Source organism: Herbaspirillum sp. AP02 (assembly GCF_015767275.1).
Taxonomy (GTDB): domain Bacteria; phylum Pseudomonadota; class Gammaproteobacteria; order Burkholderiales; family Burkholderiaceae_D; genus Herbaspirillum.
This window is the reverse complement of sequence record NZ_JADWMY010000003.1, coordinates 1-25,120: the sequence shown is the minus strand read 5'-3', so window position 1 is coordinate 25,120 and position 25,120 is coordinate 1. Positions and strand designations below refer to the sequence as shown.

Annotated in this window: 24 protein-coding genes, 1 tRNA gene, 1 other RNA gene and 1 riboswitch; of the genes, 22 read left to right on the top strand and 4 right to left on the bottom strand. The window is 62.6% G+C overall.

Going from position 1 to position 25,120, the window contains the following annotated elements; genetic code table 11:
• Positions 1-133 precede the first annotated feature (133 nt).
• From I5R65_RS08660 to I5R65_RS08645, 4 genes are read left to right on the top strand one after another with little or no spacing between them, the layout of a single operon-like run.
• Positions 134-2,302, top strand: coding sequence for an ATP-binding protein (locus I5R65_RS08660; RefSeq protein WP_370460991.1), 2,169 nt, complete (start codon positions 134-136; stop codon positions 2,300-2,302).
• Positions 2,299-3,336, top strand: a complete 1,038-nt coding sequence (locus I5R65_RS08655; protein WP_180670008.1) for an HD domain-containing phosphohydrolase — start codon at positions 2,299-2,301, stop codon at positions 3,334-3,336. Before I5R65_RS08660 ends, I5R65_RS08655 begins: the two co-directional genes overlap by 4 nt.
• On the top strand, positions 3,333-4,301 hold the full coding sequence (locus I5R65_RS08650) for an HDOD domain-containing protein (RefSeq protein ID WP_180670006.1): 969 nt from the start codon (positions 3,333-3,335) through the stop codon (positions 4,299-4,301). The genes I5R65_RS08655 and I5R65_RS08650 overlap by 4 nt, the downstream gene beginning before the upstream one ends.
• Positions 4,288-5,778 (top strand): PAS domain-containing sensor histidine kinase, encoded by a 1,491-nt coding sequence (locus I5R65_RS08645; protein ID WP_180670004.1) that lies wholly within the window; start codon positions 4,288-4,290, stop codon positions 5,776-5,778. Before I5R65_RS08650 ends, I5R65_RS08645 begins: the two co-directional genes overlap by 14 nt.
• Positions 5,779-5,885: 107 nt before the next feature.
• Here I5R65_RS08645 and tgt read toward each other — a convergent pair whose 3' ends face one another.
• Together tgt and queA are read right to left on the bottom strand one after the other, a co-directional pair.
• Complete coding sequence (gene tgt, locus I5R65_RS08640; protein ID WP_006464750.1) at positions 5,886-7,016, bottom strand: tRNA guanosine(34) transglycosylase Tgt; 1,131 nt, start codon at positions 7,014-7,016, stop codon at positions 5,886-5,888.
• A gap of 25 nt (positions 7,017-7,041) precedes the next feature.
• On the bottom strand, positions 7,042-8,058 hold the full coding sequence (gene queA / locus I5R65_RS08635) for a tRNA preQ1(34) S-adenosylmethionine ribosyltransferase-isomerase QueA (RefSeq protein ID WP_180670002.1): 1,017 nt from the start codon (positions 8,056-8,058) through the stop codon (positions 7,042-7,044).
• Between the two features lie 252 nt (positions 8,059-8,310).
• Here queA and recG point away from each other — a divergent pair, with 252 nt between their 5' ends.
• The 5 genes from recG to ssrS all read left to right on the top strand — a co-directional run bounded on the left by recG (position 8,311) and on the right by ssrS (position 12,549).
• Positions 8,311-10,419: an ATP-dependent DNA helicase RecG gene (gene recG, locus I5R65_RS08630; RefSeq protein WP_180670000.1), complete on the top strand. Its 2,109-nt coding sequence runs from the start codon at positions 8,311-8,313 to the stop codon at positions 10,417-10,419.
• 281 nt (positions 10,420-10,700) lie between these two features.
• A complete protein-coding gene (locus I5R65_RS08625) occupies positions 10,701-11,387 on the top strand; it encodes a tRNA-uridine aminocarboxypropyltransferase (RefSeq protein ID WP_180669998.1) in 687 nt (228 codons plus the stop codon).
• A 171-nt stretch (positions 11,388-11,558) separates the two neighbouring features.
• Positions 11,559-11,867 carry a DUF904 domain-containing protein gene (locus I5R65_RS08620; RefSeq protein ID WP_231395119.1) on the top strand — a complete coding sequence of 103 codons (309 nt, stop codon included), beginning with the start codon at positions 11,559-11,561 and terminating at the stop codon, positions 11,865-11,867.
• Positions 11,864-12,181 carry a cell division protein ZapA gene (locus I5R65_RS08615; RefSeq protein ID WP_180669996.1) on the top strand — a complete coding sequence of 106 codons (318 nt, stop codon included), beginning with the start codon at positions 11,864-11,866 and terminating at the stop codon, positions 12,179-12,181. The genes I5R65_RS08620 and I5R65_RS08615 overlap by 4 nt, the downstream gene beginning before the upstream one ends.
• Positions 12,182-12,372: 191 nt before the next feature.
• Positions 12,373-12,549, top strand: a non-coding RNA gene (gene ssrS, locus I5R65_RS08610) — 6S RNA.
• A gap of 70 nt (positions 12,550-12,619) precedes the next feature.
• Here ssrS and nrdR read toward each other — a convergent pair.
• Positions 12,620-13,099 (bottom strand): transcriptional regulator NrdR, encoded by a 480-nt coding sequence (gene nrdR, locus I5R65_RS08605; protein ID WP_180669994.1) that lies wholly within the window; start codon positions 13,097-13,099, stop codon positions 12,620-12,622.
• A gap of 249 nt (positions 13,100-13,348) precedes the next feature.
• Entirely contained in the window at positions 13,349-14,593 is a 1,245-nt protein-coding gene (gene glyA, locus I5R65_RS08600) for a serine hydroxymethyltransferase (RefSeq protein WP_180669992.1), read from the bottom strand.
• A gap of 145 nt (positions 14,594-14,738) precedes the next feature.
• A riboswitch (ZMP/ZTP riboswitch) is annotated at positions 14,739-14,838 on the bottom strand.
• 239 nt (positions 14,839-15,077) lie between these two features.
• Between glyA and I5R65_RS08595 the strand changes: the two genes are divergently transcribed.
• From I5R65_RS08595 to I5R65_RS08535, 13 genes are all read left to right on the top strand, one after another.
• The gene (locus tag I5R65_RS08595; protein ID WP_180669990.1) at positions 15,078-15,830 is read left to right on the top strand and encodes an SDR family oxidoreductase; all 753 of its coding nucleotides are present in this window, start codon (positions 15,078-15,080) and stop codon (positions 15,828-15,830) included.
• Between the two features lie 210 nt (positions 15,831-16,040).
• Positions 16,041-16,493 carry a tol-pal system-associated acyl-CoA thioesterase gene (gene ybgC / locus I5R65_RS08590; protein ID WP_180669988.1) on the top strand — a complete coding sequence of 151 codons (453 nt, stop codon included), beginning with the start codon at positions 16,041-16,043 and terminating at the stop codon, positions 16,491-16,493.
• A gap of 208 nt (positions 16,494-16,701) precedes the next feature.
• Positions 16,702-17,403: a protein TolQ gene (tolQ, locus tag I5R65_RS08585; RefSeq protein ID WP_180669986.1), complete on the top strand. Its 702-nt coding sequence runs from the start codon at positions 16,702-16,704 to the stop codon at positions 17,401-17,403.
• On the top strand, positions 17,403-17,837 hold the full coding sequence (locus I5R65_RS08580; RefSeq protein WP_180669985.1) for a biopolymer transporter ExbD: 435 nt from the start codon (positions 17,403-17,405) through the stop codon (positions 17,835-17,837). The genes tolQ and I5R65_RS08580 overlap by 1 nt, the downstream gene beginning before the upstream one ends.
• A gap of 17 nt (positions 17,838-17,854) precedes the next feature.
• On the top strand, positions 17,855-18,829 hold the full coding sequence (tolA, locus tag I5R65_RS08575; protein ID WP_180669983.1) for a cell envelope integrity protein TolA: 975 nt from the start codon (positions 17,855-17,857) through the stop codon (positions 18,827-18,829).
• A gap of 3 nt (positions 18,830-18,832) precedes the next feature.
• A complete protein-coding gene (gene tolB, locus I5R65_RS08570; RefSeq protein ID WP_102664745.1) occupies positions 18,833-20,119 on the top strand; it encodes a Tol-Pal system beta propeller repeat protein TolB in 1,287 nt (428 codons plus the stop codon).
• A gap of 43 nt (positions 20,120-20,162) precedes the next feature.
• Positions 20,163-20,681, top strand: a complete 519-nt coding sequence (gene pal / locus I5R65_RS08565) for a peptidoglycan-associated lipoprotein Pal (RefSeq protein ID WP_180669981.1) — start codon at positions 20,163-20,165, stop codon at positions 20,679-20,681.
• A gap of 5 nt (positions 20,682-20,686) precedes the next feature.
• Positions 20,687-21,442 (top strand): tol-pal system protein YbgF, encoded by a 756-nt coding sequence (ybgF, locus tag I5R65_RS08560; RefSeq protein ID WP_180669979.1) that lies wholly within the window; start codon positions 20,687-20,689, stop codon positions 21,440-21,442.
• Between the two features lie 109 nt (positions 21,443-21,551).
• Positions 21,552-21,627, top strand: a tRNA-Lys gene (locus tag I5R65_RS08555).
• 210 nt (positions 21,628-21,837) lie between these two features.
• Positions 21,838-22,521 (top strand): GntR family transcriptional regulator, encoded by a 684-nt coding sequence (locus I5R65_RS08550; protein WP_180669977.1) that lies wholly within the window; start codon positions 21,838-21,840, stop codon positions 22,519-22,521.
• 243 nt (positions 22,522-22,764) lie between these two features.
• Complete coding sequence (locus I5R65_RS08545; protein WP_180669975.1) at positions 22,765-23,847, top strand: BMP family ABC transporter substrate-binding protein; 1,083 nt, start codon at positions 22,765-22,767, stop codon at positions 23,845-23,847.
• Positions 23,848-23,977: 130 nt separating this feature from the next.
• Positions 23,978-24,607, top strand: a complete 630-nt coding sequence (locus tag I5R65_RS08540; protein ID WP_180669973.1) for a flavin reductase family protein — start codon at positions 23,978-23,980, stop codon at positions 24,605-24,607.
• An 8-nt stretch (positions 24,608-24,615) separates the two neighbouring features.
• On the top strand, positions 24,616-25,101 hold the full coding sequence (locus I5R65_RS08535) for a nucleoside deaminase (RefSeq protein WP_180669971.1): 486 nt from the start codon (positions 24,616-24,618) through the stop codon (positions 25,099-25,101).
• Positions 25,102-25,120: the final 19 nt, after the last annotated feature.

Here is a 25,120-nt window from a genome sequence, read left to right as displayed (position 1 = left end):
AAAGCAATTTTCACAATTTGTTAATTCAATTCGTTATAATTGATTTCAATATCCTGGACCAGGGGCGGGCGATTCCGCACCCCCTCACCCCTCCCAGCCACCATCGGAGTCAAAGAACCATGGAGAACATTTCGTGAGACCAGCGGCAGCCCATCCATCCGCCCCGCGCGACGGGCGCGCCCTGCTGCTGCTGTCGGAAGCCTGCTTTGCGGGATTGGCCGTGGTCGCGCTATGGCAGACCGACCTGCCACCCTGGCTCACGCTGGGGCTGCTGGCGCTGTGGGCGGTACGGGCGCTGATCCTGCTGCGCTTCATGCGAGAGAATCGACGTGCAGCCCGCCACCTGGTACTGGCCAAGGAGGCCGCCGACCACGCCATGCTGACCCGGGGTGCATTCCTCTCGACCATGAGTCACGAAATCCGTACGCCCATGAATGCCGTGCTGGGCATGGCCGGACTATTGCGCAGCACGCGCCTGGACACCCAGCAGAGCGAGTTCGCCAAGGCCATCGAGGATTCGGCCAACGCGCTGCTGGGCATCGTCAACGACGTGCTGGATTTTTCCAAGATCGATGTCGGCAAGATGGATATCGCGGTGGTCGAGTTCGACCTCCTGGAAACAGTGGAAGCCAGTGCGGAGGCCCTTTCCTTCAAGGCGCGGGAAAAGCAGGTGCGCCTGCTGGCGCACGTGGACCCGCGCCTGCCGCCCAGGCTGCTGGGCGACCCCGGCCGCATCCGCCAGATCCTGCTCAACCTGCTGGGCAATGCGCTCAAATTCACCCAGGTGGGCGAGGTGGTGCTGCGGGTGCAGGCGCTGCACGTGGCGGGTGACCACTGCCGACTGCGCTTCGAAGTGCGCGACAGCGGCATCGGCATGGACCAGGACACGCTGCGTCGCCTGTTCTCCCCCTTTTCGCAGGCAGACAGTTCGGTGACCAGACAATATGGCGGCACCGGTCTGGGCCTGTCGATCTGCAAGCGGCTGGTGGAGCTGATGGGAGGCAATATCGGCGTCGACAGCAGTCCCGGCGCCGGTTCCTGCTTCTGGTTCGAACTGGGCATTCCGGTGGCGCAGTCGTCGGTCTTGCCGGGCAGAACGGCTGCGACCAAAAAGCGACAGGTGGCCCTCATCGAAACCCACGACGCCAGCGCCGCCATGCTGCACGAGTACCTGCGCGCTGCCGGACTGGAGACGGTGCGCTACGGTAGTGCCAGCGACGCGCTGGCGGCCCTGACCGGACCGTTGGCCACGACCCTGGGGATCGATGCCGTCATCATCAGTTCGGAGGTACGCGACATGGCGGCTCCACTGGTGCTGGCGCAGCTACAGTCCACTCGACCGACGATGACGTGCGTCTTGCTTGACCACGGCGTACACGGCCTTAATATAGACGGATCATCAACACCGCCCCCACCCACGGTATTGCAGTTGCCGCTGCGCAAGCAGCAGCTGCTACGCGCGGTGATGGGCGAGATCGATGCCAGGGAGCCGCTGGTCGATGCAACGCCAGCAATGCTGGCGCGCTCGACCGGGCTGCAGGGGCCGCAGGAGGGATTGGGCCTGCTGCTGGTGGAAGACAACGTCATGAACCAGAAGGTGGCGGTGTACCAGCTCAATGCCATGGGCTACGCGGTCGAGATCGCCTCCAATGGTGCGGAGGCGCTGGAAAAGCTGGCGCAGCGCAACTATGCGCTGATCCTGATGGATTGCCAGATGCCGGTCCTGGATGGCTACGAAACCACGCGCCGCATCCGGCGCATGCAGGGTGAGCTGATGCATACCCCGATCGTCGCGATGACCGCCAATGCCATGGCCGGTGATCGCGAACAATGCCTGGAGGCGGGTATGGACGATTATCTGACCAAGCCCTTGCTGCGCTCGCAACTGGCGGCGATGCTGGAGTATTACCTGCCCCCGGCGGCGCAGGAGGGCAACGACGCGCAACAGACCTTGCCGATGATCGACGCGGCCCGGTTGCAGGAACTCTTCGGTGAGGACACCGGGCTGGCTGGCGACATGCTGGACCTGTTCGTCGAACACACCGGCCCGGTGATGGAAGAGCTGGCGCGCCACTGCGCCGCCACCGAACCCTTGCTGGGCGAGATCCAGGCCTTGGGTCATCGCCTGGCCGGCAGTTGCCTGAACCTGGGGATACAGGCGCTGGGTCAGTTGGGACGTCAGATGGAAATCGCTGCCCGCCAGGGGGAACTGGCGCAGGTACGCGCGCTGGCCGGGGAATGCGCCATTGCGTTCTCCGCCCTGCGTGATCACATACAACAGAGGGGCCGGGGGAGCACATGAAAATACTGATCGTCGACGACGACAAGACCAATCTTTCACTTTTCACGCACATGCTGGCGCAGTTGCCCGATACCAGCATCAGCACCTGTCCCGATGCCTATGAGGCGCTGGACTGGTGCGGCTCGCACGAGCCCGACCTGATCCTGCTGGACTACATGATGCCGGGCATGGATGGTCTGGGCTTCCTGTCGCGCTTTCGCGCCATGCCGGGCCAGGAAATGACACCGGTCATCATGATCACCGCCGACATGGGCCTGCAGGTACGCCACCAGGCGCTGCAGATGACGGCCAACGATTTCCTCTCCAAACCGGTGAACCGGGTGGAACTCCTGGCGCGGGTCAAGAACATGCTGGCCATGCGCAAGTCGCAGCTGGCCATGAGCCAGAAGATCGAACACCTGGCCGAGGAAGTGGAACAGAAGTCGCACCAGAGCAATACCCTGGCGCTGAATTCCATGGACCTGCTGGCGCGCGCGGCCGGCTATCGCGACCCGGAGACCGGCGAGCACCTGCTGCGCATGTCCAACTACACCCGCATCATCGCCGCGCAGATGGGTCTGCCCCAGGAAGAACAGGACCTGCTGTTCAGTGCGGCGCCGATGCACGACATCGGCAAGATGGGCATTCCCGACCATATCCTGCTCAAACCCGGACGGCTGGATGAGGAAGAGCTCAAGGTCATGCGCCTGCATGCCCAGATCGGCGCCGACATTCTGCGCGACAGCCCTTCCCCGCTGCTGCAGACGGCCTCGCAGATCGCCCGCACCCATCATGAGAAGTGGGATGGCAGCGGCTACCCGAACGGTCTCAAGGGCGAGGACATCCCGCTCTACGGCCGCATCGTGGCCGTGGCCGACGTGTTCGATGCGCTGACCTCGACGCGCCCCTACAAAAAAGGCTGGAACCTGGAAGACGCCTCGCGCTATCTGCGCGACAATGCCGGCACCCACTTCGACCCGCGCTGCGTAGACGCCTTCTTCGCCGGCTGGGACGATGTGCTTGATATCCACAACCGCTACCAGGAAAGCAAATGATGCTGACCTTCATTGAACCGACCCTGTTCGAGAAGCTCAGGAGCGCCCAGGCCCTGCCTTCGCCGGGCGGGGTGCGCCTGACCATCATGCGCCTGTGCGCGCAGGACGATCCCGACATGGCCGAACTGATCCACCTGGTGCAGGCCGATCCGGCCCTGTCCGGGCGCATCATCCGCATCGTCAACGTGCTCAATGCGCACCGGGTACGACCGATCGCCTCGGTCAGCATGGACAGCATGCTGCTGGTGGGCCTGCAGGCGGTACGCCAGCTGGCCCTGGCGCTGTCGCTGGCCGAGACCACGGCGCCGGCCTCCTGCACCAACTTCAAGCTGCCGGCCTTCTGGGCCTACAGCTTTGCCATGGCCTGCAGCGCCCAGGCCATCAGCGGACATACCCGGGTGGCGCCGCTGGGCGAGATGTTTACCACGGGGCTGCTGGCCAACATCGGCAAGCTGACCCTGGCCTCGGCGCATCCGACCGGATATTCCTCGCTGCTGCCACGCGCGCTGGAGCCATCGGCCCAGCTGGCGATGGAGCAATCGCTGTTCGGCTTCAACCACCTCAACATCGCTGCAGCCCTGATGCAGGACTGGAAGATTCCGGAACTGTTCTGCGACGCCGTCCTACACTACGAGGCGCCGAGCCTGCCCGAGGCCTTGCCGGCGCCGCGTCCGCTGGAAATCATCTGGACCCTCTACCTGTCGTCGGCGATGGCCGAACTGGGCTGCGGCGCACCGCAACTGGCCGAGGCCGCGCTGCAGAGAATCGCCACGGCGCTGCCGCAACTGCAGCTGGCACCGCACGATTTCCCCGAGCTCTACCAGCAGGCCGGCGAAGACTGGCAGGACTGGACCCAGACCATGCACATCGCCGGCAAGGCGCTCTGGCAAGGGCTGCCGGCGCAGGTCCACGACCGGCTGCTGCGCCTGCAACAAACCGGCAACGACGACGATGCTGCAGCTTGAACAACTGCTGCTCAGTGAGGCACCCGACGCCTATGTCCTGATGGACATGCAAGGCCGGGTGATCTACTGGAACCGCTGCGCTGAACAGATCTTCGGTTATGCCGCCCAGGAAGTGATGAGCCAGCATCTCTCGGACTTCATCGTTCCGCCCGAACGGCGGCTGGAGGAAGACCGCGTCTTTGCCGATACCATCAGCCTGGGGCGGGCCGAGTGCCAGTCCATCCGGCGTCGCAAGGATGGCTCGCTGCTGCACCTGTCGGTGTCCAACAAGCTGTTGCGCGACGAGCAGGGCCATCCGCAATACGTCCTGTCCTGCAAGCGCGATATCAGCCAGGCCACCGTGCTGCGCGACATCAGCCTGATCGCCGCCAGCGTGCACGGCCTCTACGATTCGCTGCCGGACGGCATCGTCGTAGTCAACGCGCTGGACCGCATCGTGCTGGCCAACCGCCGGGCCGGCGAATTGTTCGACTGGGAGGTGGCCGAGCTGACCGGCTGCGCCATCGATGTGCTCATTCCGCAGCGCTTTCTGGCCATGCACGCGCAGAACCTGGTGACCTACCTGAACCATGCCGCCGCCCCGGCCCACAACCCCACACCCGACCTGTGTGGATTGAAGCGCAATGGCAGCGAGTTCCCGGTCGACGTCAGCCTCAGTCCGCTGGTGGTGGAAGGCGAGACCTTCCTGCTGATCGCGGTGCGCGACATCAGCGACCGCAAGCGCATCGAAGAAGACCTGGCCGAAAAGAACCGCGCCCTGCAGGAAGCCATGGAGTCGCGCAACCGCTTCCTGGCCAATACCTCGCATGAACTGCGCACCCCGCTCAATGCCATCCTCGGCTTCACCGACATCCTGCTCACCCGCATGGGTGGCCCGCTGACGCTGGAACAGGAACAGCAGTTGCAGACCGTGCACGACAGCGCCGAGCACCTGCTGGGGCTGATCACCAGCCTGCTGGATGTCTCGCGCATGGAGACCGAGGACGCCGACCTGATTCCCGAAGCCCTGCTCTGTTCGCAACTGATCGATGAAACGGTGGCCGCGCTGCGGCCTGCCGCTGCGAAGAAGGGCTTGCTGCTGGAAGTGCAACCGGCGACAGGGGAAACCGTGATCCACACCAACCGTCGGGCGCTGGCGCAGATCCTGCTGAACCTGGTGGGCAATGCCATCAAGTTCACCGAGCACGGGCAGGTCCAGGTGCGATGGCACCAGCAGCCGCACGACGGCAGCACCATCACCTTCATCGAGGTGCAGGATAGCGGCTGCGGCATCAGCGAGCAGGATCAGCAGAAACTGTTTCGTGCCTTCACCCAGCTCGATGCCTCGGCCTCACGCAAGCACGATGGCATGGGCCAGGGCCTGTACCTGAGCCAGAAGCTGGCACACCTGATGGGAGGCGCCATCAGCGTGCAGAGCCAGGTAGGCCAGGGGAGTCGCTTCACGCTGTGCCTGAAGCAGAAAACGGCCGGAAACTGAGGTCCGGCGGGGATGGCTTGGTTGACGACCGGCATGGGATATGAACAATCCTTCCCAAACCTTGCACGATTGCGCTCGCCCTTTGCACCGGCCCGCGCCGGGTTGAATCAGTCCACGCCGCGGGCGCGGTCTTCCTTGAATTTCTTGACGAAGTCCTGGAAGGTGCCGGCGTCGATGGCGTCGCGCATCTCCTGCATCAGCTGCAGGTAGTAATGCAGGTTGTGCACGGTATTCATGCGCGCCCCGAGGATTTCGCCGGCGCGGTGCAGGTGATGCAGGTAGGCGCGCGAGAAGTTCTTGCAGGCGTAGCAGTCGCAGGTCTCGTCGAAGGGACGGTCGTCGTTCTTGTACTTGGCGTTCTTGATCTTGACGTCGCCGTAGCGGGTGAAGATCCAGCCGTTGCGCGCATTGCGGGTGGGCATGACGCAGTCGAACATGTCCACGCCATTGGCCACGCCTTCGACCAGATCCTCGGGCGTGCCCACCCCCATCAGGTAGTGCGGCTTGTCAGCCGGCAGGCGCGGGCCGACGTGTTCCAGCACGCGCATCATGTCTTCCTTGGGCTCGCCCACCGACAGGCCGCCGATGGCGAAGCCGTCGAAACCCAGTTCTTCCAGCCCGGCCAGGGATTCGTCGCGCAAGCCTTCGAACATGCCACCCTGGACGATGCCGAAGAGCGCATTGGGATTCTCGCCGCGATCGAATTCATCCTTGGAACGCTTGGCCCAGCGCAGCGACATGCGCATGGACTTGCCGGCCTCTTCACGGGTGGCCGGACGGCCATCGATCTCGTAGGGCGTGCATTCGTCGAACTGCATGACGATGTCCGAATTGAGCACGCGCTGGATCTGCATCGAAATCTCCGGCGACAGGAACAGGCGGTCGCCGTTGATGGGCGAGGCGAAATGCACGCCCTCTTCGGTGATCTTGCGCATCTCCCCCAGCGAAAACACCTGGAAGCCGCCGGAGTCGGTCAGGATGGGCTTGTCCCAGCCGATGAACTTGTGCAGGCCGCCGAACTTGCTGACCACTTCCAGGCCGGGACGCAGCCACAGGTGGAAGGTATTGCCGAGGATGATCTGGGCGTTGATTTCCTTCAGTTCCAGCGGCGACATGGCCTTGACCGAACCATAGGTGCCGACCGGCATGAAGATGGGGGTCTCGACGGTGCCGTGGTTCAGTTTGACGCGACCGCGACGGGCACGGCCGTCGGTCTTCAGGAGGGTGAATTCCAGCATGGGGTTCTCTGTTTCTCTCGATGATTCAGGTACGGGTCAGCAACATGGCGTCGCCATAGCTGAAGAAACGGTATTGCTGCGCGATCGCATGGGCGTAGGCGGCGCGGATGTGCGCATAGCCGGCGAAGGCCGAGACCAGCATCAGCAAGGTCGACTTGGGCAGGTGGAAGTTGGTCACCAGCAGGTCGACGGTCTTGAAGGTATAGCCGGGCGTGATGAAGAGTTGCGTGTCGTCGCTGCCGGCCTTGAGTTCGCCGCTCTGCGAACCCGACTCCAGCGCCCGCATGCTGGTGGTGCCCACGGCGACGACGCGCCCGCCGGCGGCCTGGGTGGCGCGCACGGCGGCCACCGTCTCGGGCGAGATGGTGTACCACTCGCTGTGCATCTTGTGCTGGGACAGGTCTTCCACCCGCACCGGCTGGAAGGTACCGGCGCCTACGTGCAGGGTCACGAAGGCCTGGCTGACGCCGCGCGCGGTCAGTTGCGCCAGCAGCGCCTGGTCGAAGTGCAGGCCGGCGGTGGGCGCGGCGACCGCGCCGGGCTCCTTGGCATAGACCGTCTGATAGCGGGTTTCGTCGTAGGCGTCGGCTTCGTGATCAATGTAGGGCGGCAAGGGCAGGCTGCCGTATTGCTCCAGCAGTTCGAAGGCGTCAGCCGGGAAGTGCAGCGTATAGAACTCGCCGAAACGTTCACCTACCGTGACATCGAAGGCATCGGCCAGGCGGATGCGGCTGCCCGGTGGCGGCGATTTGGAAGCACGTACCTGGGCGTGCACGGTACGCGGATCGAGGATGCGCTCAACCAGGGCCTCGATCTTGCCGCCGGTTTCCTTCACGCCGAACAGGCGCGCCTTGATCACGCGGGTGTCGTTGAAGACCAGCAGGTCGCCGGGCTGCAGCAGGTCGACGATGTCGGAAAAACGGCGGTCGGTCAGTTGCGCGCCTTGCACCTGCAACAGGCGCGAGGCACTGCGCTCGGCCAGCGGAGTCTGGGCGATCAGCTCGGGAGGGAGATCGAAATCGAAGTCGGAAAGAGAGTACATGCTTGCAAAATAATGATGGCGGCGGCCTCGGGGGCGACCAGTGCAAAAACGCAATCGCGGGCAACAACGAAAGCGAGAACGCGGTCGGGTCCGGCAGCCGTCCCCGGCAAGAAGTGTTGCCGGCGGGATTGATACTGTAAATATTCACAGTAAAATAGCGTAACCCGCTATTTTACGCTGTCTGCGCGTTTTTCCCATCTCCGCGTGCGACTAGTGTACCTATGGCAATCCGACTATCCGACCGCTGACCGCATGCCCGCTACCGCGAAGAAAACCAGCTCGCCGGCTTCGAAGAAAAAAGCCGCGCCCGCCGCCAAGCCTGCCGCCAAGCCCGAAAACAAGCTGGCCAAGCTGGGCCTGCACAATGACATGGACCTGGTGCTGCACCTGCCGCTGCGCTACGAGGACGAGACCACCCTCTTGAGCATCGGCGAGGCCTCCCTGCGTGGCCTGCAGACGGTGCAGGTCGAAGGCGTGGTAACGGCCTGCGAAGTGCAGTTCCGGCCGCGCCGGCAATTGATCGTGACGGTGGGCGACGACAGCGGCCAGTTGACCCTGCGCTTCATCAACTTCTATGGCAGCCAGACCAAGCAGTTGGCCGAAGGCACCCGGGTGCGGGTGCGCGGCGAGTTGCGGCATGGCTTCTTCGGGCCCGAGATGGTCCATCCTTCCTACAAGGTGGTCAACGAAGGAGCGCCATTGCCGGACGTGCTTACGCCGGTCTACCCTGCCGGCGAAGGCCTGTCACAGGCCTATCTGCGCAAGGCCATTGCCAATGCCATGAGCCGCCTGGACTGGAGCGATACGCTGCCCCCCTCGATGTTGCAGACCCTGGACCTGGCCGCCTTCGAGCCGTCGGTGCGACTGCTGCACAACCCGCCCCCGGACGTGGACGAACACGCTCTGATCGAGAAATCCCACCCGGCCTGGCTGCGCATGAAGTTCGATGAACTGCTGGCGCAGCAGCTCTCGCTCAAGCGCGCCCAGGCAGCGCGGCGCGCCAAGACCTCGCGGGCCTTGCCGGTGACCGGACGCATCACTACGGAATTGACCAAGGTCCTGCCCTTCCAGCTGACCGGGGCACAGCAGCGCGTGCTGGAGGAAATCCGCGCCGACCTGCGCCAGTCCTTCCCCATGCAGCGCCTGCTGCAGGGCGATGTGGGCAGCGGCAAGACCGTGGTGGCGGCGCTGGCAGCGGCCCAGGCCATCGACAGCGGTTGCCAGGCCGTGCTGATGGCGCCTACCGAAATCCTGGCCGAGCAGCACTTCCGCAAGATCGCGGCCTGGCTGGAGCCGCTGGAAGTGGGCGTGGCCTGGCTTTCCGGCAGCCAGAAGAAAAAGGAAAAGACCGAGGCCCTGGCCCATATCGAGTCCGGTGCGGCGCGCCTGGTCATCGGTACCCATGCACTGATCCAGGACACGGTGCAGTTCGAGAACCTGGGGCTGGTGATCGTGGACGAGCAGCATCGTTTCGGCGTGGGCCAACGCCTGGCGCTGCGCAACAAGAGCTTCAATCCGGAGGACCGCGATGCAGCCGCCGTGCCGCATCAGTTGATGATGTCGGCCACGCCCATTCCACGCACGCTGGCCATGACCTATTACGCCGACCTGGAAGTGTCGGTGATCGACGAGCTGCCGCCGGGCCGCTCGCCGATCGTCACCCGCGTGATCGATCAGAACCGCCGGGACGAAGTGATCGAACGGGTGCATGCGGCGGCGCTGGAAGGCAAGCAGATCTACTGGGTCTGCCCCTTGATCGAGGAGTCGGAGGCGCTGCAGCTGCAGACCGCCACCGATACCCATGCGGCGCTGTCGGCGGCCTTGCCGGACCTCACCATCGGACTGGTCCACGGGCGCATGAAACCGGTGGAAAAACAGATCGTCATGGAAGGTTTCACGCGCGGCGCCATTCATCTGCTGGTGGCGACCACCGTCATCGAGGTGGGTGTGGATGTGCCCAATGCGTCTCTGATGGTGATCGAGCATGCGGAGCGTTTCGGACTGTCGCAATTGCACCAGTTGCGCGGACGGGTCGGGCGCGGTTCGGCCGCCAGCGCCTGCCTGCTGCTGTACCAGGGACCGCTGGGCGGCACCGCCAAGCAACGCCTGGCCACCATGCGCGAAACCACGGATGGCTTCGAGATCGCCCGCCGCGATCTCGATATCCGCGGCCCGGGCGAATTCCTGGGCGCGCGCCAGTCGGGCGAGGCCATGCTGCGCTTCGCCGATCTCGGTACCGATCAATGGCTGGTCGAGAAGGCCCGCGATACCGCACAGGCGCTGCTGCAACATGCACCCGACATCGTCGACCGCCATCTGGCGCGCTGGCTGGGCGGACGCGAGGATTACCTGAAAGTGTAAAGGCAGGATGGGGTGAGTCGCCGCCAGCGCGGCCAAAACCCTTTATGGAACAGGGAAGAGAGCGTCGGGTAAACGGGAATCAGCAAAATGCCAATCCAATTTCCGAAAAAATCGAGAATATCTTCGCTTTATGTCGATTGACGCCTATCAACACTCAGTCCAATCTACGCCCCACAAACAATTGGTCCATCCGACGGTCTGGCAAGCGGGCAACAACGCATCGCCGCCGCGCCCACCGCTGCACTCGATGACCATTGCGCAACTAGAGAAGGCTGATAATTTTGGTTTCCAACCACGATCCACAAACCTCCCGCAGACTGCTTTGCCCGATCTGCCAGCGTGCCCTTTCGGCATGCATCTGCCATTGGACCTCGCCCATCGATCACGCCATCGATGTCCTGATCCTGCAACACCCGCTGGAAGTCAACAATGCCAAGAACAGCGTACGACTGCTGCACCTGAGCCTGCCGTACAGCAAGCTGGTGGTCGGTTCGGCGTTCGACCCGGATGAACTGCAGCAGATGCTGCATGCGCCATCGCGGGTACGCAACGTCCCCGACAGCGAACCGGTGCACCCGATCTTGCTCTACACCGATGACGCCGCCACGCCCGAGACGACCCATTTCGACGCCCGCACCATGACCGTGGACAAGCGCCAGGCGCTGCCGCGGATACGTCTGGTGATCCTCGATGGCACCTGGCGCAAGAGCCGCAAGATGCTCTTCGAAAACCCCATCCTGCAAACCCTGCCGCGCATGGTATTGGTCGACACCCCGACCTCGCGCTACACCATCCGCAAGTCGCACAAGCCGGAGCAACTTTCCACGCTGGAGGCGGCCGGTTATGCCTTGATGCAGCTGGAGCGCAATAGCGAGAAATACCATCCCCTGTTGACCGCCTTCGACAACTTCGTGCTGCAACAGGGCTATATGCGCATGCACGGGCAGGCCGCCCGTCGCAGCGAATAGCACCCGGTCGGACTTCCCGTACCGCAATGCAGTGCACAGCCGGCTGCGGGGAACCATTCGCTACCGCCACGGACCAAGCTCTTTCGGCTGTACCGTGCGGCCGTTCTTGTTCAGGGTGCGTCGCAATGCGCTTATAATTGTGCAGCTCGGTGCAGATCGACGTAAAGAAACTTGAACATTCCTGACACGTGCTGGCGCCCGCCAACGCAACCCCATCCTGCGAACAATCAACAAATGAGTTCAGAATTCCTGCAACTGGCTGAAAAAGTCACTCAGCTCGCCAAGCTGGCGCAAAGCCTGCGCGAAGAAAATGCCGAGCTGCGCCGGAAAGTCAAACTGCTCTCCGAAGAAAACACCACTCTCTCCAGCCGGGTGGACGATGCCTACCGGCGCGTCAGCGCTGTGCTGGCGCAGCTGCCGGTGGCTGAAGTTGCCGACGTCCCTGAAGCGGCGCTGTCGGCCAATGAGGAGACCGCATGAGTACCATCCAGATCCAGGCCATGATCATGGGCCAGTCCTACACCCTGGCATGCCAGGAGGGCGAACAGGCGGCGCTGCATCATGCGGTGGCCTATCTCGACCAGAGAATGCGCGCCATCCGCGACGCTGGTCGCATCAAGGGCACCGACCGCATCGCAGTGATGGCAGGCCTGGGCATCGCTGCCGAGTTGCTGACCATGCAACGTGCCGAAGGCCCCTTCGCCGGACTTACCATTGCCCAGTGGCAGCAACAGATCACCGCCATCACCGAGGTGGTGGACCAGGCCCTGGCGCCGCAGGAAAAACTGTTCTGAACTGTTCGGATATCCGGGCCAATCTGCACAGCGCAAGAAAAATGGCTGCCTCCGGGCAGCCATTTTTGTTTCACGCGCCGCCGCTAGCACGTGATGGCGCGGCGAAGCAGCCTGTCGAAACACTGGTTACAAAATCGCCCAGAAATTTTTCGTTCAGGTCTTGGAGAGCGGCGGTGAATGGGTTAGACTTCGTACTCCTGCCGTGTTCGCGATTGCCATATATTCCTTGAACCATTTACGAGCATAGGCTGTGGGATCGTTTGATGGGCGTGAGCGTCGCTAGCCCGATGAACCCGAAATTGAACTACTGCAGCCAACTTGAACCGTCAGGTTCAGGATGCCGGCACAGCGGCACAGGCGGGACTTGATTCAAGAAAAACGGCTGCATCTGCAGCCGTTTTTTTATGCCCGTCCGGTTTGCACCGGTTGCGGTGCACCTCAGCTGTCTCGCTTCTTCACGCCCTTGCGCTCCTGCCCCACTTCGTCGATGGCATCCTGGAATTCGGTCACGTCTTCGAAGCTCTTGTAGACCGAGGCAAAGCGGATATAGGCAATCTTGTCCAGACGCTTGAGCTCACGCATGACCAGCTCGCCAACCTGCCCCGACATCACTTCCCGTTCACCACTCTGCAGCAGCTTGTCCTGGATGCTCTGGATGGCCATGTCCACCGCCTCGGCCGACACCGGTCGCTTGCGCAGCGCCAACATCAGGCTGCCGCGCAGCTTGCTGGGGTCGAACTCGGTACGGCTGCCATTCTTCTTGACGATCACCGGCAGGGTCAGCTCAATGCGCTCATAGGTCGTGAAGCGCTTGTCGCAATTGCCGCAGCGGCGACGACGGCGGATCGAATGGCCGTCCTCGGACAGACGGGTGTCCAGCACCGGGGTATCTTCGTGATTGCAGAATGGGCACTTCATGGCAGCAGTGATTTGGTTGGACTGGACAAGGAGGGACCACCCTCCTGACTTCGTATTGCAGCGCGACTTCCCGACCTGGCGCAAAGGGCACAGTATTGCACCCGCGCACCGTGACAGCCATCGTATCGTAGTGCAGATAAACGACGGCGCCCGCGAAAACGGGCGCCGTCAGGTAAGACATCAAACCGGCAGAGCGATGACGTCAGCCCGCGTCGGGCCGACATCAGCGCATCACCGCGTCCGGGACACTCAGCCGTAGACCGGGAAAGCGTCGGTCAGCTTCTTGACCTCGACCTTGACGCGCTCGATGGTGGCCGCGTCATGCGGGTTGTCCAGCACGTCGGCGATCAGGTTACCGACCTTCTCGGCCTCGGCTTCCTTGAAACCACGGGTGGTCATGGCCGGGCTGCCCAGGCGGATGCCCGAGGTCACGAACGGCTTTTCCGGGTCGTTGGGGATGCCGTTCTTGTTGCAGGTCATGTGGGCCGAACCCAGGATGGCTTCGGCTTCCTTGCCGGTCAGGCCCTTGGGACGCAGGTCCACCAGCATCACGTGCGATTCGGTACCGCCGGAGACGATGCGCAGGCCGCGCTTGATCAGGGTCTTGGCCAGCACGTCCGCGTTCTTCACGACTTGCTGCTGGTAGGCCTTGAACTCGGGCGAGGCGGCTTCCTTGAAGGCCACTGCCTTGCCGGCGATCACGTGCATCAGCGGGCCACCCTGGATACCCGGGAAGATGGCCGAGTTGATGGCCTTCTCGTGCTCGGCCTTCATCAGGATCACGCCACCGCGCGGGCCGCGCAGGGACTTGTGGGTGGTCGAGGTGACGAAGTCGGCGAAGGGCACCGGGTTGGGATAGACACCCGCGGCGATCAGGCCGGCGTAGTGCGCCATGTCGACCATGAAGTAGGCACCGACTTCCTTGGCGATCTTGGCAAAGCGTTCGAAGTCGATGCGCAGCGAGTAGGCCGAGGCACCGGCGATGATCAGCTTGGGCTTCTTCTCGCGGGCCAGGGTCTCCATGGCCTCGTAGTCGATTTCTTCCTTTTCGTTCAGGCCATAGGAGACCACGTTGAACCACTTGCCGGACATGTTCAGCGCCATGCCGTGGGTCAGGTGGCCGCCTTCTGCCAGCGACATGCCCATGATGGTGTCGCCCGGCTTCAGCATGGCGAAGAACACGCCCTGGTTGGCCTGGGAACCGGAGTTGGGTTGCACGTTGGCAGCTTCGGCGCCGAACAGGGCCTTCAGACGGTCGATGGCCAGTTGCTCGGCCACGTCGACGAATTCGCAGCCACCGTAGTAACGCTTGCCCGGATAGCCTTCGGCGTACTTGTTGGTCAGTTGCGAACCTTGCGCTTCCATCACGGCCGGCGAGGTGTAGTTTTCAGAAGCGATCAGCTCGATGTGATCCTGCTGGCGTGCGTTTTCCTTCTGGATGGCAGACCACAGGTCGGGATCGACTTTCGCGAGAGTCTGGTTCTTGTCAAACATGGTGTTTCTCCAAATTGATGAGGTGCGGCCGAAGATCGGGTCACCAGATGCGATGCGCGAGGGCATGCCTGATGCTCGACTTCCAAAATCGAATGAGGGCCAGAAAATACGGGGGAATTGCGGGCAGCCTCAGTCGTACTGTCCATTCGGCTGCCCAGGCGCACGGCTGTTGAAATCTCACGCTTCCCGATGGATCCCCATCTTGGTCGGTTTTACCCGACGTTTCGCCAGTCACGTGAGACGAAATGGTGAGCGCATTGTAGTGAAATGGGGCGATTTCGGCAAGAACCATGGCGCAGGCGCAACATGCGCACCTGCGCACTGCGCCCGTCCCGAAAGCGAGCCGCCCTTCGTGATAGCCGGCTTTGGGCTACAATTTCGTTTTCTTCCGGGACCGCCGGGGTGAAGCTTGGGGCAAGCCCGTCCACCCTTCGACCTGACCGCCGGCGCCGGTTCTTACGCCACACAACAGGAGAATCAAGAGATGGTCGTGTTGATTACGGGAGCTACTGCAGGCTTCGGCGCCGCCATGGCGCGCAAATTTGCCGGCAACGGTCACAAGGTGATCGCCGCCGGTCGCCGCAAGGAGCGCCTGGATGACCTGGTCAAGGAGCTGGGCGCCGACAAGGTACTGCCGCTGGTGCTGGACGTGACCAGCAAGTCCTCCATCGACGCCGGCCTGGCCAGCCTGACCGGTGACTGGAAGCAGGTCGACATTCTGATCAACAACGCCGGTCTGGCCCTGGGTCTGGGTCCGGCCCACGAAGTCGCACTGTCGGACTGGGAAACCATGATCGACACCAACGTCAAGGGCCTGGTCACCATCACCCACGCCCTGCTGCCCGAGATGGTCAAGCGCGGCAGCGGCACCATCATCAACCTGGGTTCGGTGGCCGGCGCCTACCCCTATCCGGGCGGCAACGTCTACGGCGCCACCAAGGCCTTCGTCGACCAGTTCACGCTGAACCTGCGCGCCGATCTGGTGGGCACTGGCGTGCGCGCCACCAACCTGGCGCCCGGCCTGTGCGGCGGCACCGAGTTTTCCAGCGTGCGCTTCAAGGGCGATGATGGCGCGGCCGCCAAGGTCTATGAAGGCACCACCCCGCTGACAGCCGACGACATCGCCGAAGCCGCCTTCTGGGTCGCCACCATGCCGGCACACGTCAACATCAACTACATGGAACTGATGCCGACCTGCCAGGGCTTCAGCCCCTTCAACATCAAGCGCAAACAGTAAGGGATGAGGTAGAATGGCGGTCTTGCCGGGTGTCCAGCCAAAAGCGCCCGGCACCCAGGAACGCCATTTTCGCCCCGTTCCGCAAGGCAAGATCCGTGGCCATCACGGATCATTGTCTTCGAGACAACACCATGTCCGAATGATGTGCTTTCCCCGTTTCCTTGATTCTTTTTCCGCTGCCAGAGCAGATTTTCCAATAACAAGAAGCATATGAGTGCCGCCAGTAGTCCATTCGACTGGAACATCCGGGTCTACTATGAAGATACCGACACCGGAGGCGTGGTCTTCTACGCCAACTACCTGAAGTTCTTCGAGCGCGCCCGCACGGAATGGCTGCGCTCCTTCGGTTTCCAGCAGCAACACCTGGCCGAGACCACCGGCGCCATCTTCGTCGTCAGGAACACCAACGTCGACTATCTCTCGCCAGCGCGCCTGGACGATGAACTCCGCCTGACCGTCGTGGTCGAAAAACTTCGAAATGCCTCCATGGAATTTTCCCAGGAGGCTTGGCGCCTGCCGTCGGGGGATGGCAATACCGCCTGCGACGGGGACGCTACCTTGCTGGCACGGGGCAGCATCACCGTGGTCTGCGTGGATGCAGCCACCTTCCGCCCGCGCCCCATTCCCGACGAATTGCTCACCTGCCTCAAGAAAGCCGCATGATGTCAACGGAAAAGCTCATCCGGACCTTTATAGCAGGTAGCACAACTGTCCGGACGGCCATCTTGCCGCTTGGGACGATATCCGAACCGGAAACCTTCTACCTACAATGACCGTCTTTTGCTTCATGTAACAGTTTCAAGACCTGAACAAAAGATACATACCGCCGACTTACCATCCATTCACCGCAGCCACGCCGCCCCACTTCCCCATGAACGTCACACAAGACCTGTCCTTCATTTCACTGATCGCAAACGCGTCCGTTTTGGTGCAACTGGTGATGCTGCTGCTGCTGTCGGCATCGATCATCAGCTGGACCTACATCTTCCGCAAGATGTTCACCATCCGCGCTGCACGCATACAGACCGAGGAATTCGAACGCGTCTTCTGGTCCGGCGGCAATCTGTCGGCGCTGTACCAGGAAGCCCTGTCCAATCGCCGTAAGGCCGGCAGCGGTGGCGCCATGGAACGCATCTTCCAGGCCGGCATGGGTGAATTCACCAAGGCCAAGGCCTCGGTCACGGCCCGTGGCGGCGCGGTGGAACCCGGCCTGCTGCTGGACGGTGCCCGTCGCGCCATGCGCGCCGCCTACCAGCGCGAAATGGACGCCCTCGAATCGCACCTGGCCTTCCTGGCCTCGGTTGGTTCGGTGTCCCCGTATGTGGGCCTGTTCGGTACCGTCTGGGGCATCATGAACGCCTTCCGCGGCCTGGCCAACGTGCAGCAGGCTACCCTGGCGGCCGTCGCCCCCGGCATCGCCGAGGCCCTGATCGCCACCGCCATCGGCCTGTTCGCCGCGATCCCGGCCGTGGTCGCCTACAACCGCTACTCACACGACATTGATCGCCTGGCGATCCGCTTCGAAAGCTTCATCGAAGAGTTCTCCAACATCTTGCAACGTCAGGCACGCTAATGGCCGGGTCATCGATGCGCGGGGGTCGTCCCCGCAAGTTCAAGTCCGAGATCAACGTCGTGCCCTACATCGACGTGATGCTGGTGCTGCTGATCATCTTCATGGTGGCCACGCCCATCACCAACCCGAGCGTGATCAACCTGCCCACGGCCGGCAAGTCCACCCAGCCGCCGTCGGATTACATCGAGATCGCCCTGAAGCCCAACACTCAGGCCACGATCCGCATCAACGGCCCCAAGAGCGACGGCAAGAAGGCCGAGACCGTGACCGGCAAGACCGACCTGTCGGAGCGTCTGCGCAAGCTGCATGAAGACAATCCCGAGCTGGCCGTGATGATTTCGGCCGACAAGGAAATCAAGTACGACGAAGTGGTCCAGGTGATCTCGGAAGCGAAGAAACAGGGCATCGCGCGGGTCGGCCTGGCCACCAAGTAAGCGCACGCCCCAGCGATATGAGCGATAACGCACACTACAACATCCCCAAGGCTCCGGGCCGCTGGCGCGCCATCACGCTGGCGCTGGTGATGCACGTGGCCTTGTTCCTGTTCTTCTGGATCGGGATCCGCTGGCAGAGCGAAACCCCGCTCACCGTAGAAGCCGAGATCTGGGACCCGCAGTACAAGGAAGCGGCCCCCCTGCCGACCCTGCCCCAGCCGGAGCCGGACCCGGTGGTGGAACCGCCCAAGCCGCAACCGCAGCCCCAGCCTGAACCCAAGCCTGTGCCGCCCAAGGTGATCGACGAACCCAAGGTCGAGAAGCCTGACATCGCCCTGGAAAAGGAAAAGAAGCGCAAGGAAGAGCTGGAAAAGCAAGAAAAGCAGGAGAAGGCCGACAAGCTCAAGGCCGAGAAGGAAAAGGCCGAGCGCGAGAAGAAGGAACAGGCTGAAAAGGACAAGGCCGACCGTGAAAAGAAGGAAAAGCTGGAAGCCGAGAAACAGAAGAAGCTGAAGGAAGAGAAACAGAAGGAAGACGAGGCCAAGAAGAAGGCCGATGCCGAGAAGCAGGCTGCCGACAAGAAGAAGCAGCAGCAGACCGCGGCTGACGCCAAGGCCGCCGAACAGCGCCGCCAGGAAGACCTGAAACGCATGATGGGCCAGGCCACCAGCGCCACCGGTGGTACCGGCAAGGCCGAGAAGTCGCAGGGTCCCAAGGGCAGCCCCGATTACGCCAACAAGCTGCGTGCCAAGATCCGCAGCAACACTTTGTTCGATAACAGCGGCGTGAGCGGAAACCCGGCCGGGGAGTACACTGTCGAATTGTTCCCGGATGGTAGCGTGCGCACGGTTCGTGTGAACAAACCTTCAGGCGTGCCGGGCTTCGACGAAGCCGTGCGTACGGCCATCATGAACTCGCAGCCCTTCCCGGCCGACAAGGATGGCAAGGTACCGTCCAGCTTCACTTTCACCCATTATCCGAAAGATCAGTAAACGATGATTAAAGCCCGTTACCTGACCAGCATCGCCGCCGCCACCGCCGTGGTGGCCGGCCTGTCCTTCGCCCCGGCCTCGCAGGCGCAGATCCGCTTCGAGATCACCGGCGTGGGTGCTTCGCAGATCCCGATCGCCATCACCGCCTTCCCTGGCGAGGAATCGGCACCGCAACAGATCACCTCGGTGGTCAAGGCCGATCTGGCCCGTAGTGGCATCTTCAAGCTCATCGACAATGGCGACGCCCTCTCCGACTCCTCCGCCATCAACTATGGCGATTGGCAGAAGCGCGGCGCCAATGCACTGGCCGTGGGCAGCGTCACGCGCCTGGCCGATGGCCGCTTCGATGTGCGCTACCGCCTCTTCGATACGGTCCAGTCGAGCCAGCTGTCGGCCCTGTCCATCGGCGCCCAGCCGCAGTTGCTGCGCCTGACCGCGCACAAGATCGCCGACGACATCTACCAGAAGCTGACCGGCATCCCGGGCATCTTCTCCACCCGCATCTCCTACGTGACCAAGTCCGGCAGCGAATATCGCCTGGAAGTGGCTGATGCCGACGGTGAAGGTACGCAGGTGGCGCTGCGCTCCAACGAGCCCATCATCTCGCCGTCCTGGTCGCCCGATGGCACCAAGGTCGCCTACGTCTCCTTCGAGATGAAGAAGCCGGTGGTCTACATCCAGAACCTGGTGACCCGCCAGCGCTCCATCGTGGCCAACTTCAAGGGCAGCAACTCGGCCCCGGCCTGGTCGCCGGATGGCTCGCGCCTGGCCGTGGCCCTGACCCGCGACGGCCTGACCCAGGTCTACGTGATCAATGCCGACGGCTCCGGTCTGCGTCGCCTGACCAACAGTGCCGGCATCGATACCGAACCGCAATTCTCGCCCGATGGCGGCAGCGTCTATTTCACCAGCGACCGCAGCGGCGGCCCGCAGGTGTACAAGGTCGGCCTGGATGGCGGCTCGCCACAGCGCGTCACCTTCAACGGCAGCTACAACATCAGCCCGCGCATTTCGCCTGACGGCAAGACGCTGGCCTTCATCTCGCGTCGCGACGGCCTGTTCCAGCTGTACGCACTGGACCTGACCAATGGCCAGGAGACCCGTCTCTCCGATGGCGGCCGCGACCAATCGCCCAGCTTTGCGCCCAACGGCAAATACATCATGTACGCGACGGAATCTGGTCGTCGCGGATCCCTGGCCGTCGTCTCCGTCGACGGTCGAATCAAACAGCGTCTCACGACGCAGGCCGGTGATATCAGGGAACCGACCTGGGGTCCGTTCATGAAATAAAGAAATCCAATATTGCTTTCATCACGACAAGGAGAAATCCAAAATGCGCACTATCAGTACCTTCGCCCTCATCGTCTCCAGCGCTGTTCTGCTGGCCGCCTGCTCGTCCACCAAGCTGGACGACAAGGCTAACGCTCCCGTGCAGAACGGCGCCAGCAACGGCGCTGACACCCGCTCGGTGGGCACTGTCAACGCCGGTTCGGTCGATCCGCTGAACGACCCGCAAGGCGTGCTGGCCAAGCGTAGCGTGTACTTCGACTACGACAGCTACACCGTCAAGCCGGAATTCCGCACCGTCATCGAAAACCACGCCAAGTACCTGGTGGCACACAAGGATCGCAAGGTCATCATCCAGGGCAATACCGATGATCGCGGTGGCGCCGAGTACAACCTGGCCCTGGGTCAGAAGCGTGCTGAAGCCGTCCGCAAGGCCCTGGTCCTGCTGGGCGTGTCGGATGCACAAGTGGAAGCGGTTTCCTTCGGCAAGGAAAAGCCCAAGGCACTGGGCCAGGATGAATCGTCCTACGCCGAGAACCGTCGCGCTGACATCGCTTATCAATAATCGATATGCATACCGCTTTCAAACTGAAATCGGTGACCGTGGCGGCCTTGCTGGCCGCCACGGCTTTCCTACCGCTTACCGCCCGTGCCGGCATGTTTGACGATGACGAAGCACGCAAGGCCATCCTGGATATCCGTTCCAAGATCGAAGCCCTGCAGCGCGACGTCTCCAACAAGGCCGACAAGAACAGTGTCCTGACCCTCTCGGACCGCAACGACAACCTGCAGTCGCAGATTGCCGCGCTACGTGGCCAGATCGAGGTCTTGACCAACGAGATTACCAACGCCCAGCAACGTCAGAAGGACTTCTACGTCGACCTCGACGCGCGCCTGCGCAAGCTGGAGCCGCAGCAGGTCAGCGTGGACGGCCAGACCGTGGCTGTGGGCGTGTCTGAGCAGCAGGCCTACGATGCGGCGCTGTCGCAATTCAAGGGTGGCGACTACAAGGGAGCGGGCAATGCCTTCGCCGATTTCCTGAAGCGCTATCCGCAATCCGGCTATGCCCCCTCGGCGCAATACTGGCAAGGCAATTCCCTCTACGCCCAGCGCGACTACAAGGGTGCCATCGCCGCGCAGCAAGTGGTGGTGAAGAATTATCCGGACAACCCCAAGGCGGCCGACGCCCTGCTCAACATCGCCAGCTCGCAAGCGGAATTGAAGGACAAGGCAGCGGCCAAGAAGACCCTGGAGCAGTTGATCGCCAAGTACCCGAACACCCCTGCCGCGCAGACCGGCAAGGAACGGATGGCATCGCTGAAGTAAGCACCGGCGCGGTGTCGGCGCATGACGGGATGCGCAATGATCGAAAATCGATACGCAGCCCCGGAGTGTTGACAGTGCCGATAGAGTTTGCCTATAATAGCGGTCTTTCGGGTCGTTAGCTCAGCTGGTAGAGCAGCGGACTTTTAATCCGTTGGTCGCAGGTTCGAATCCCGCACGGCCTACCAGAAATTCAGTAGTAGTCTCAAGGAAAAAGCCCACGTCAACGTGGGCTTTTTTCCTTTCATCTCCGTCGCTCGTTCCCCCTTCCTCAAAAAACCCCCGACACGCATTGGCTTATCAAGACGAGCCAGCCCGGCCGAGCCCGTAGCGCGTTATGATACCGACCGACCGCACATGCTCATGCGCGGCCAGCCACCTGCAGCCCACTGTATCCAATGAAATCGCACCACGCCGCCGACACTCCGGAAACCCTCGATCAGACCGTCTACGAGGCCATCTTCAACGCCGTCATGCATGGTCGGTTGAAGCCGGGCACGCGCCTGCAGGAAGCCAGCCTGTGCGAGCAGTTCGGCGTCAGCCGCACGGTGGTGCGGCAAGCCCTGCGGCGACTGTCGGAATTGCGCATCGTCAACGTGGTGCCCAACAAGGGCGCAGCGGTGGCGACGCCGGGACCGAAGGAGACACGCGACGTGTTCGCTGCCCGGCGCGCGATCGAGGGCGCCATCGTGCGCGAAGTAGCGCGCCAGATTGACCACGGTGACGTCGCCAAACTGCGGCAGCGCCTGCAGGCCGAGCACGCCGCGCTGCATGACGGCGACCACCCGCGCTGGGTCGCCCTGGCCGGCGGCTTTCACCTGGCGCTGGCGGAGTTGTCCGGCAACCAGGTACTGCAACGCATGCTGACCGAACTGATGACCCGTTGCTCCCTCATCGTCGCGCTCTACGAAGCCCCCGGCGAGGCCAGTTGTGAGCATGACGAACACAGCCGCCTGGTGGACCTTCTGGCGTTGCGCGACGGCAATGGCGCCAGCGCCGAGATGGAGCGCCACCTGCTGGCACTGGAGGGGCGCCTGCGCCTGCCGGAAGAAAAGCCCGACGCATTGCGCCGCATCTTCTGAGCTTCATCCGATCCCACTCTTTCAACATCCACCCGCCCATGTCTGGTGCAAGACGCGCGTCCAAGGCGTGCAAAGCGCCCAATTTTTGTTCGCATAAAAATGTATACAATATAATATTATTTATTAAACCTTTTAAAATCATATAGATAATATAATTTTTAGACTGGCATCCAAATTGCATGTATACGATCAACGGCGAATTTTCGCCACCGATCGATCCATTCAACAAGGAGTCCCGCCGTGATGAACCGCCGTCAATTCCTGCTTGCATCCAGCGCCGCTGCCATGGCCGCGTTGTCGCAACCGTTCGCCGCCCTGGCGGCTGCCCCGAAGCTGAAGATAGGCTTCATCTATCCGGGCCCGGTCGCCGACATCGGCTGGTCTTTCCAGCATGATCTCGGACGGCGCATGCTGGAGAAGGAGTTCGGCGCCCGCATCGAAACGGTATTCGTCGAGCGCGTGCCGGAAACGCCGGAGGCCGAGCGTGTCATGCGCCAGCTGATTGACGACGGCTGCAAGATGATCTTCGCCACCTCGTTCGGCTTCATGAACCCGGTGCTGCGGGTGGCCAAGGAAAACCCGGACGTGATCTTCGAGCACTGCTCGGGCTACACGATGGCGCGCAATGTCGGCCTGTACCAGACGCGCTTCTATGAAGGCGCCTATGTGCTGGGCACCATCGCCGGACGCATGACGAAGACCAACACGCTGGGCTACGTCGCGCCGATCCCGATTCCCGAGGTCATCCGCAACCTGGATGCCTTCGTGCTGGGCGCGCGCAGCGTGAACCCCAAGGTCAATGCCAAGGTGGTGTGGATCAACGCCTGGTACGACCCCAGCCTGGAGCGCGATGCCGCACAAACACTGGCCGCACAGGGCGCCGACGTGTTCTACCAGAACACCGATTCGCCAGCGCCGGTGCAGGTGGCGGAGAGCAAGGGCCTGTACGCCTTCGGCCAGGACTCCGACATGAGCCGCTTCGGCCCCAAGGCGCATCTGACCGGCAACACGCTGAACTGGGGCGTGTACTACGTCCACAAGGTGCGCCAGGTCCTGGAAGGAAAATGGAAGGCGGAGGACACCAAGTGGGGCATGAAGGAAGGCATCGTCCAGCTCGCTCCCTACAACGCCGGGCTGCCCAAGGACGTGGTGGCGCAAGCGGAAGAACGCCGCAAGGCCATCGTCGCCGGCACCTTGCAGCCCTTTGCCGGCCCCATCAACAACCAGGCCGGGCAGTTGCAGGTCGCCGCCGGCCGCACCGTTCCCGAGTCCGAAATATGGACCATGAAGTGGTATGTGGAAGGCATCCAGGGCAAGCAGCCATAACCCTGCCTACCGGCATACCGGCTTGCCTTGCCCGGGATAGCGGACAGGGCAAACCACAAACCACAAACGGCCCATCATCACGCATCACCGTGCAGTAGCAAAAAGTACCAAAGAACATCTCGAGAACGCCATGACAGAAATCGACTTCGCCGAACTCAGCGTCTACCAGCGCTACAAGCTGATGGCCAGCCTGATCGTGCCACGCCCGATCGCGCTCATCACCACCCTGGGTGAAGACGGCACGGTCAACGCCGCGCCGTTCTCCATGTTCAACATGCTGGGCGAGGATCCCCCTATCGTGATGGTCAGCATCAACCGCCTGCAGGACGGTGCGCTCAAGGACACCGCTGCCAACATCCTGCGTACCGGCGAGTTTGTCGTGCACCTGACCGACGAAGCGATGTGCGCACAAATGGATGCCTGCGGCGCCACGCTGCCGCCGCACCAGAGCGAGCTGGAACACGCCGGCCTGCACGCCGTGCCGGCGCAGACGATCAAGCCGCCGCGCATCGCCGAGGCACCGGTCGCCTTTGAATGCGTGCTGCATGAAAAACTGGAAACGGCCAGCCGCTACATCTTCATCGGTCGCGTGCAATGGCTGGCCGCGCGCGACGGCCTGGTGGACACCGAACAATGGCGCGTGCGCCTGCAGGACTATCATCCGGTAGGCCGCTTCGGCGCCAGCTTCTACCTCAACACCAGCGGCCGCTTCACGCTCGACAAAGCGCAAGCCGCCACCACCCCGATCGACGAAATGTGAGGCCGACCATGCGTACCCCCACCCTCCTCCCCTTCAACGAACAGGACCACGCCGCCATGCGCCTGGCCATCGACGCCTCCGCGCAAGCGCTCAAGCGCGGCGATATGCCCTTCGGCGCCACCCTGGTCGCGCGCGACGGCACGGTGCTGATGACGGCATTGAACAACCAGAACACCGCCGCCGACTGCACCGGCCACGCCGAGATGGTGCTGGTGCGTCGCGCGCAGAAAGAGCTGGGCCTGGAAGCGATGCGCGACACCACCGTCTACGCCAGTGGCGAACCCTGCGCAATGTGCTGCGGCGCGATGTTCTGGGGCGGCATCGGCCGCGTGGTCTATGCCGCCTCCACCGCGCAGATCGGCGACGCGCTGGGCGGGCCGCAACTTCCCCTGCGCGCAGCTGACGTGGTGCAAGATTCTGCACCTGCGGTCAGCGTGGAAGGCCCCTTGCTGGGCACCGAGGCAGTGGTGGTATTGCAGCGCTTCGCTGCTTGAAGGCGCAGTCCCGCCCCTG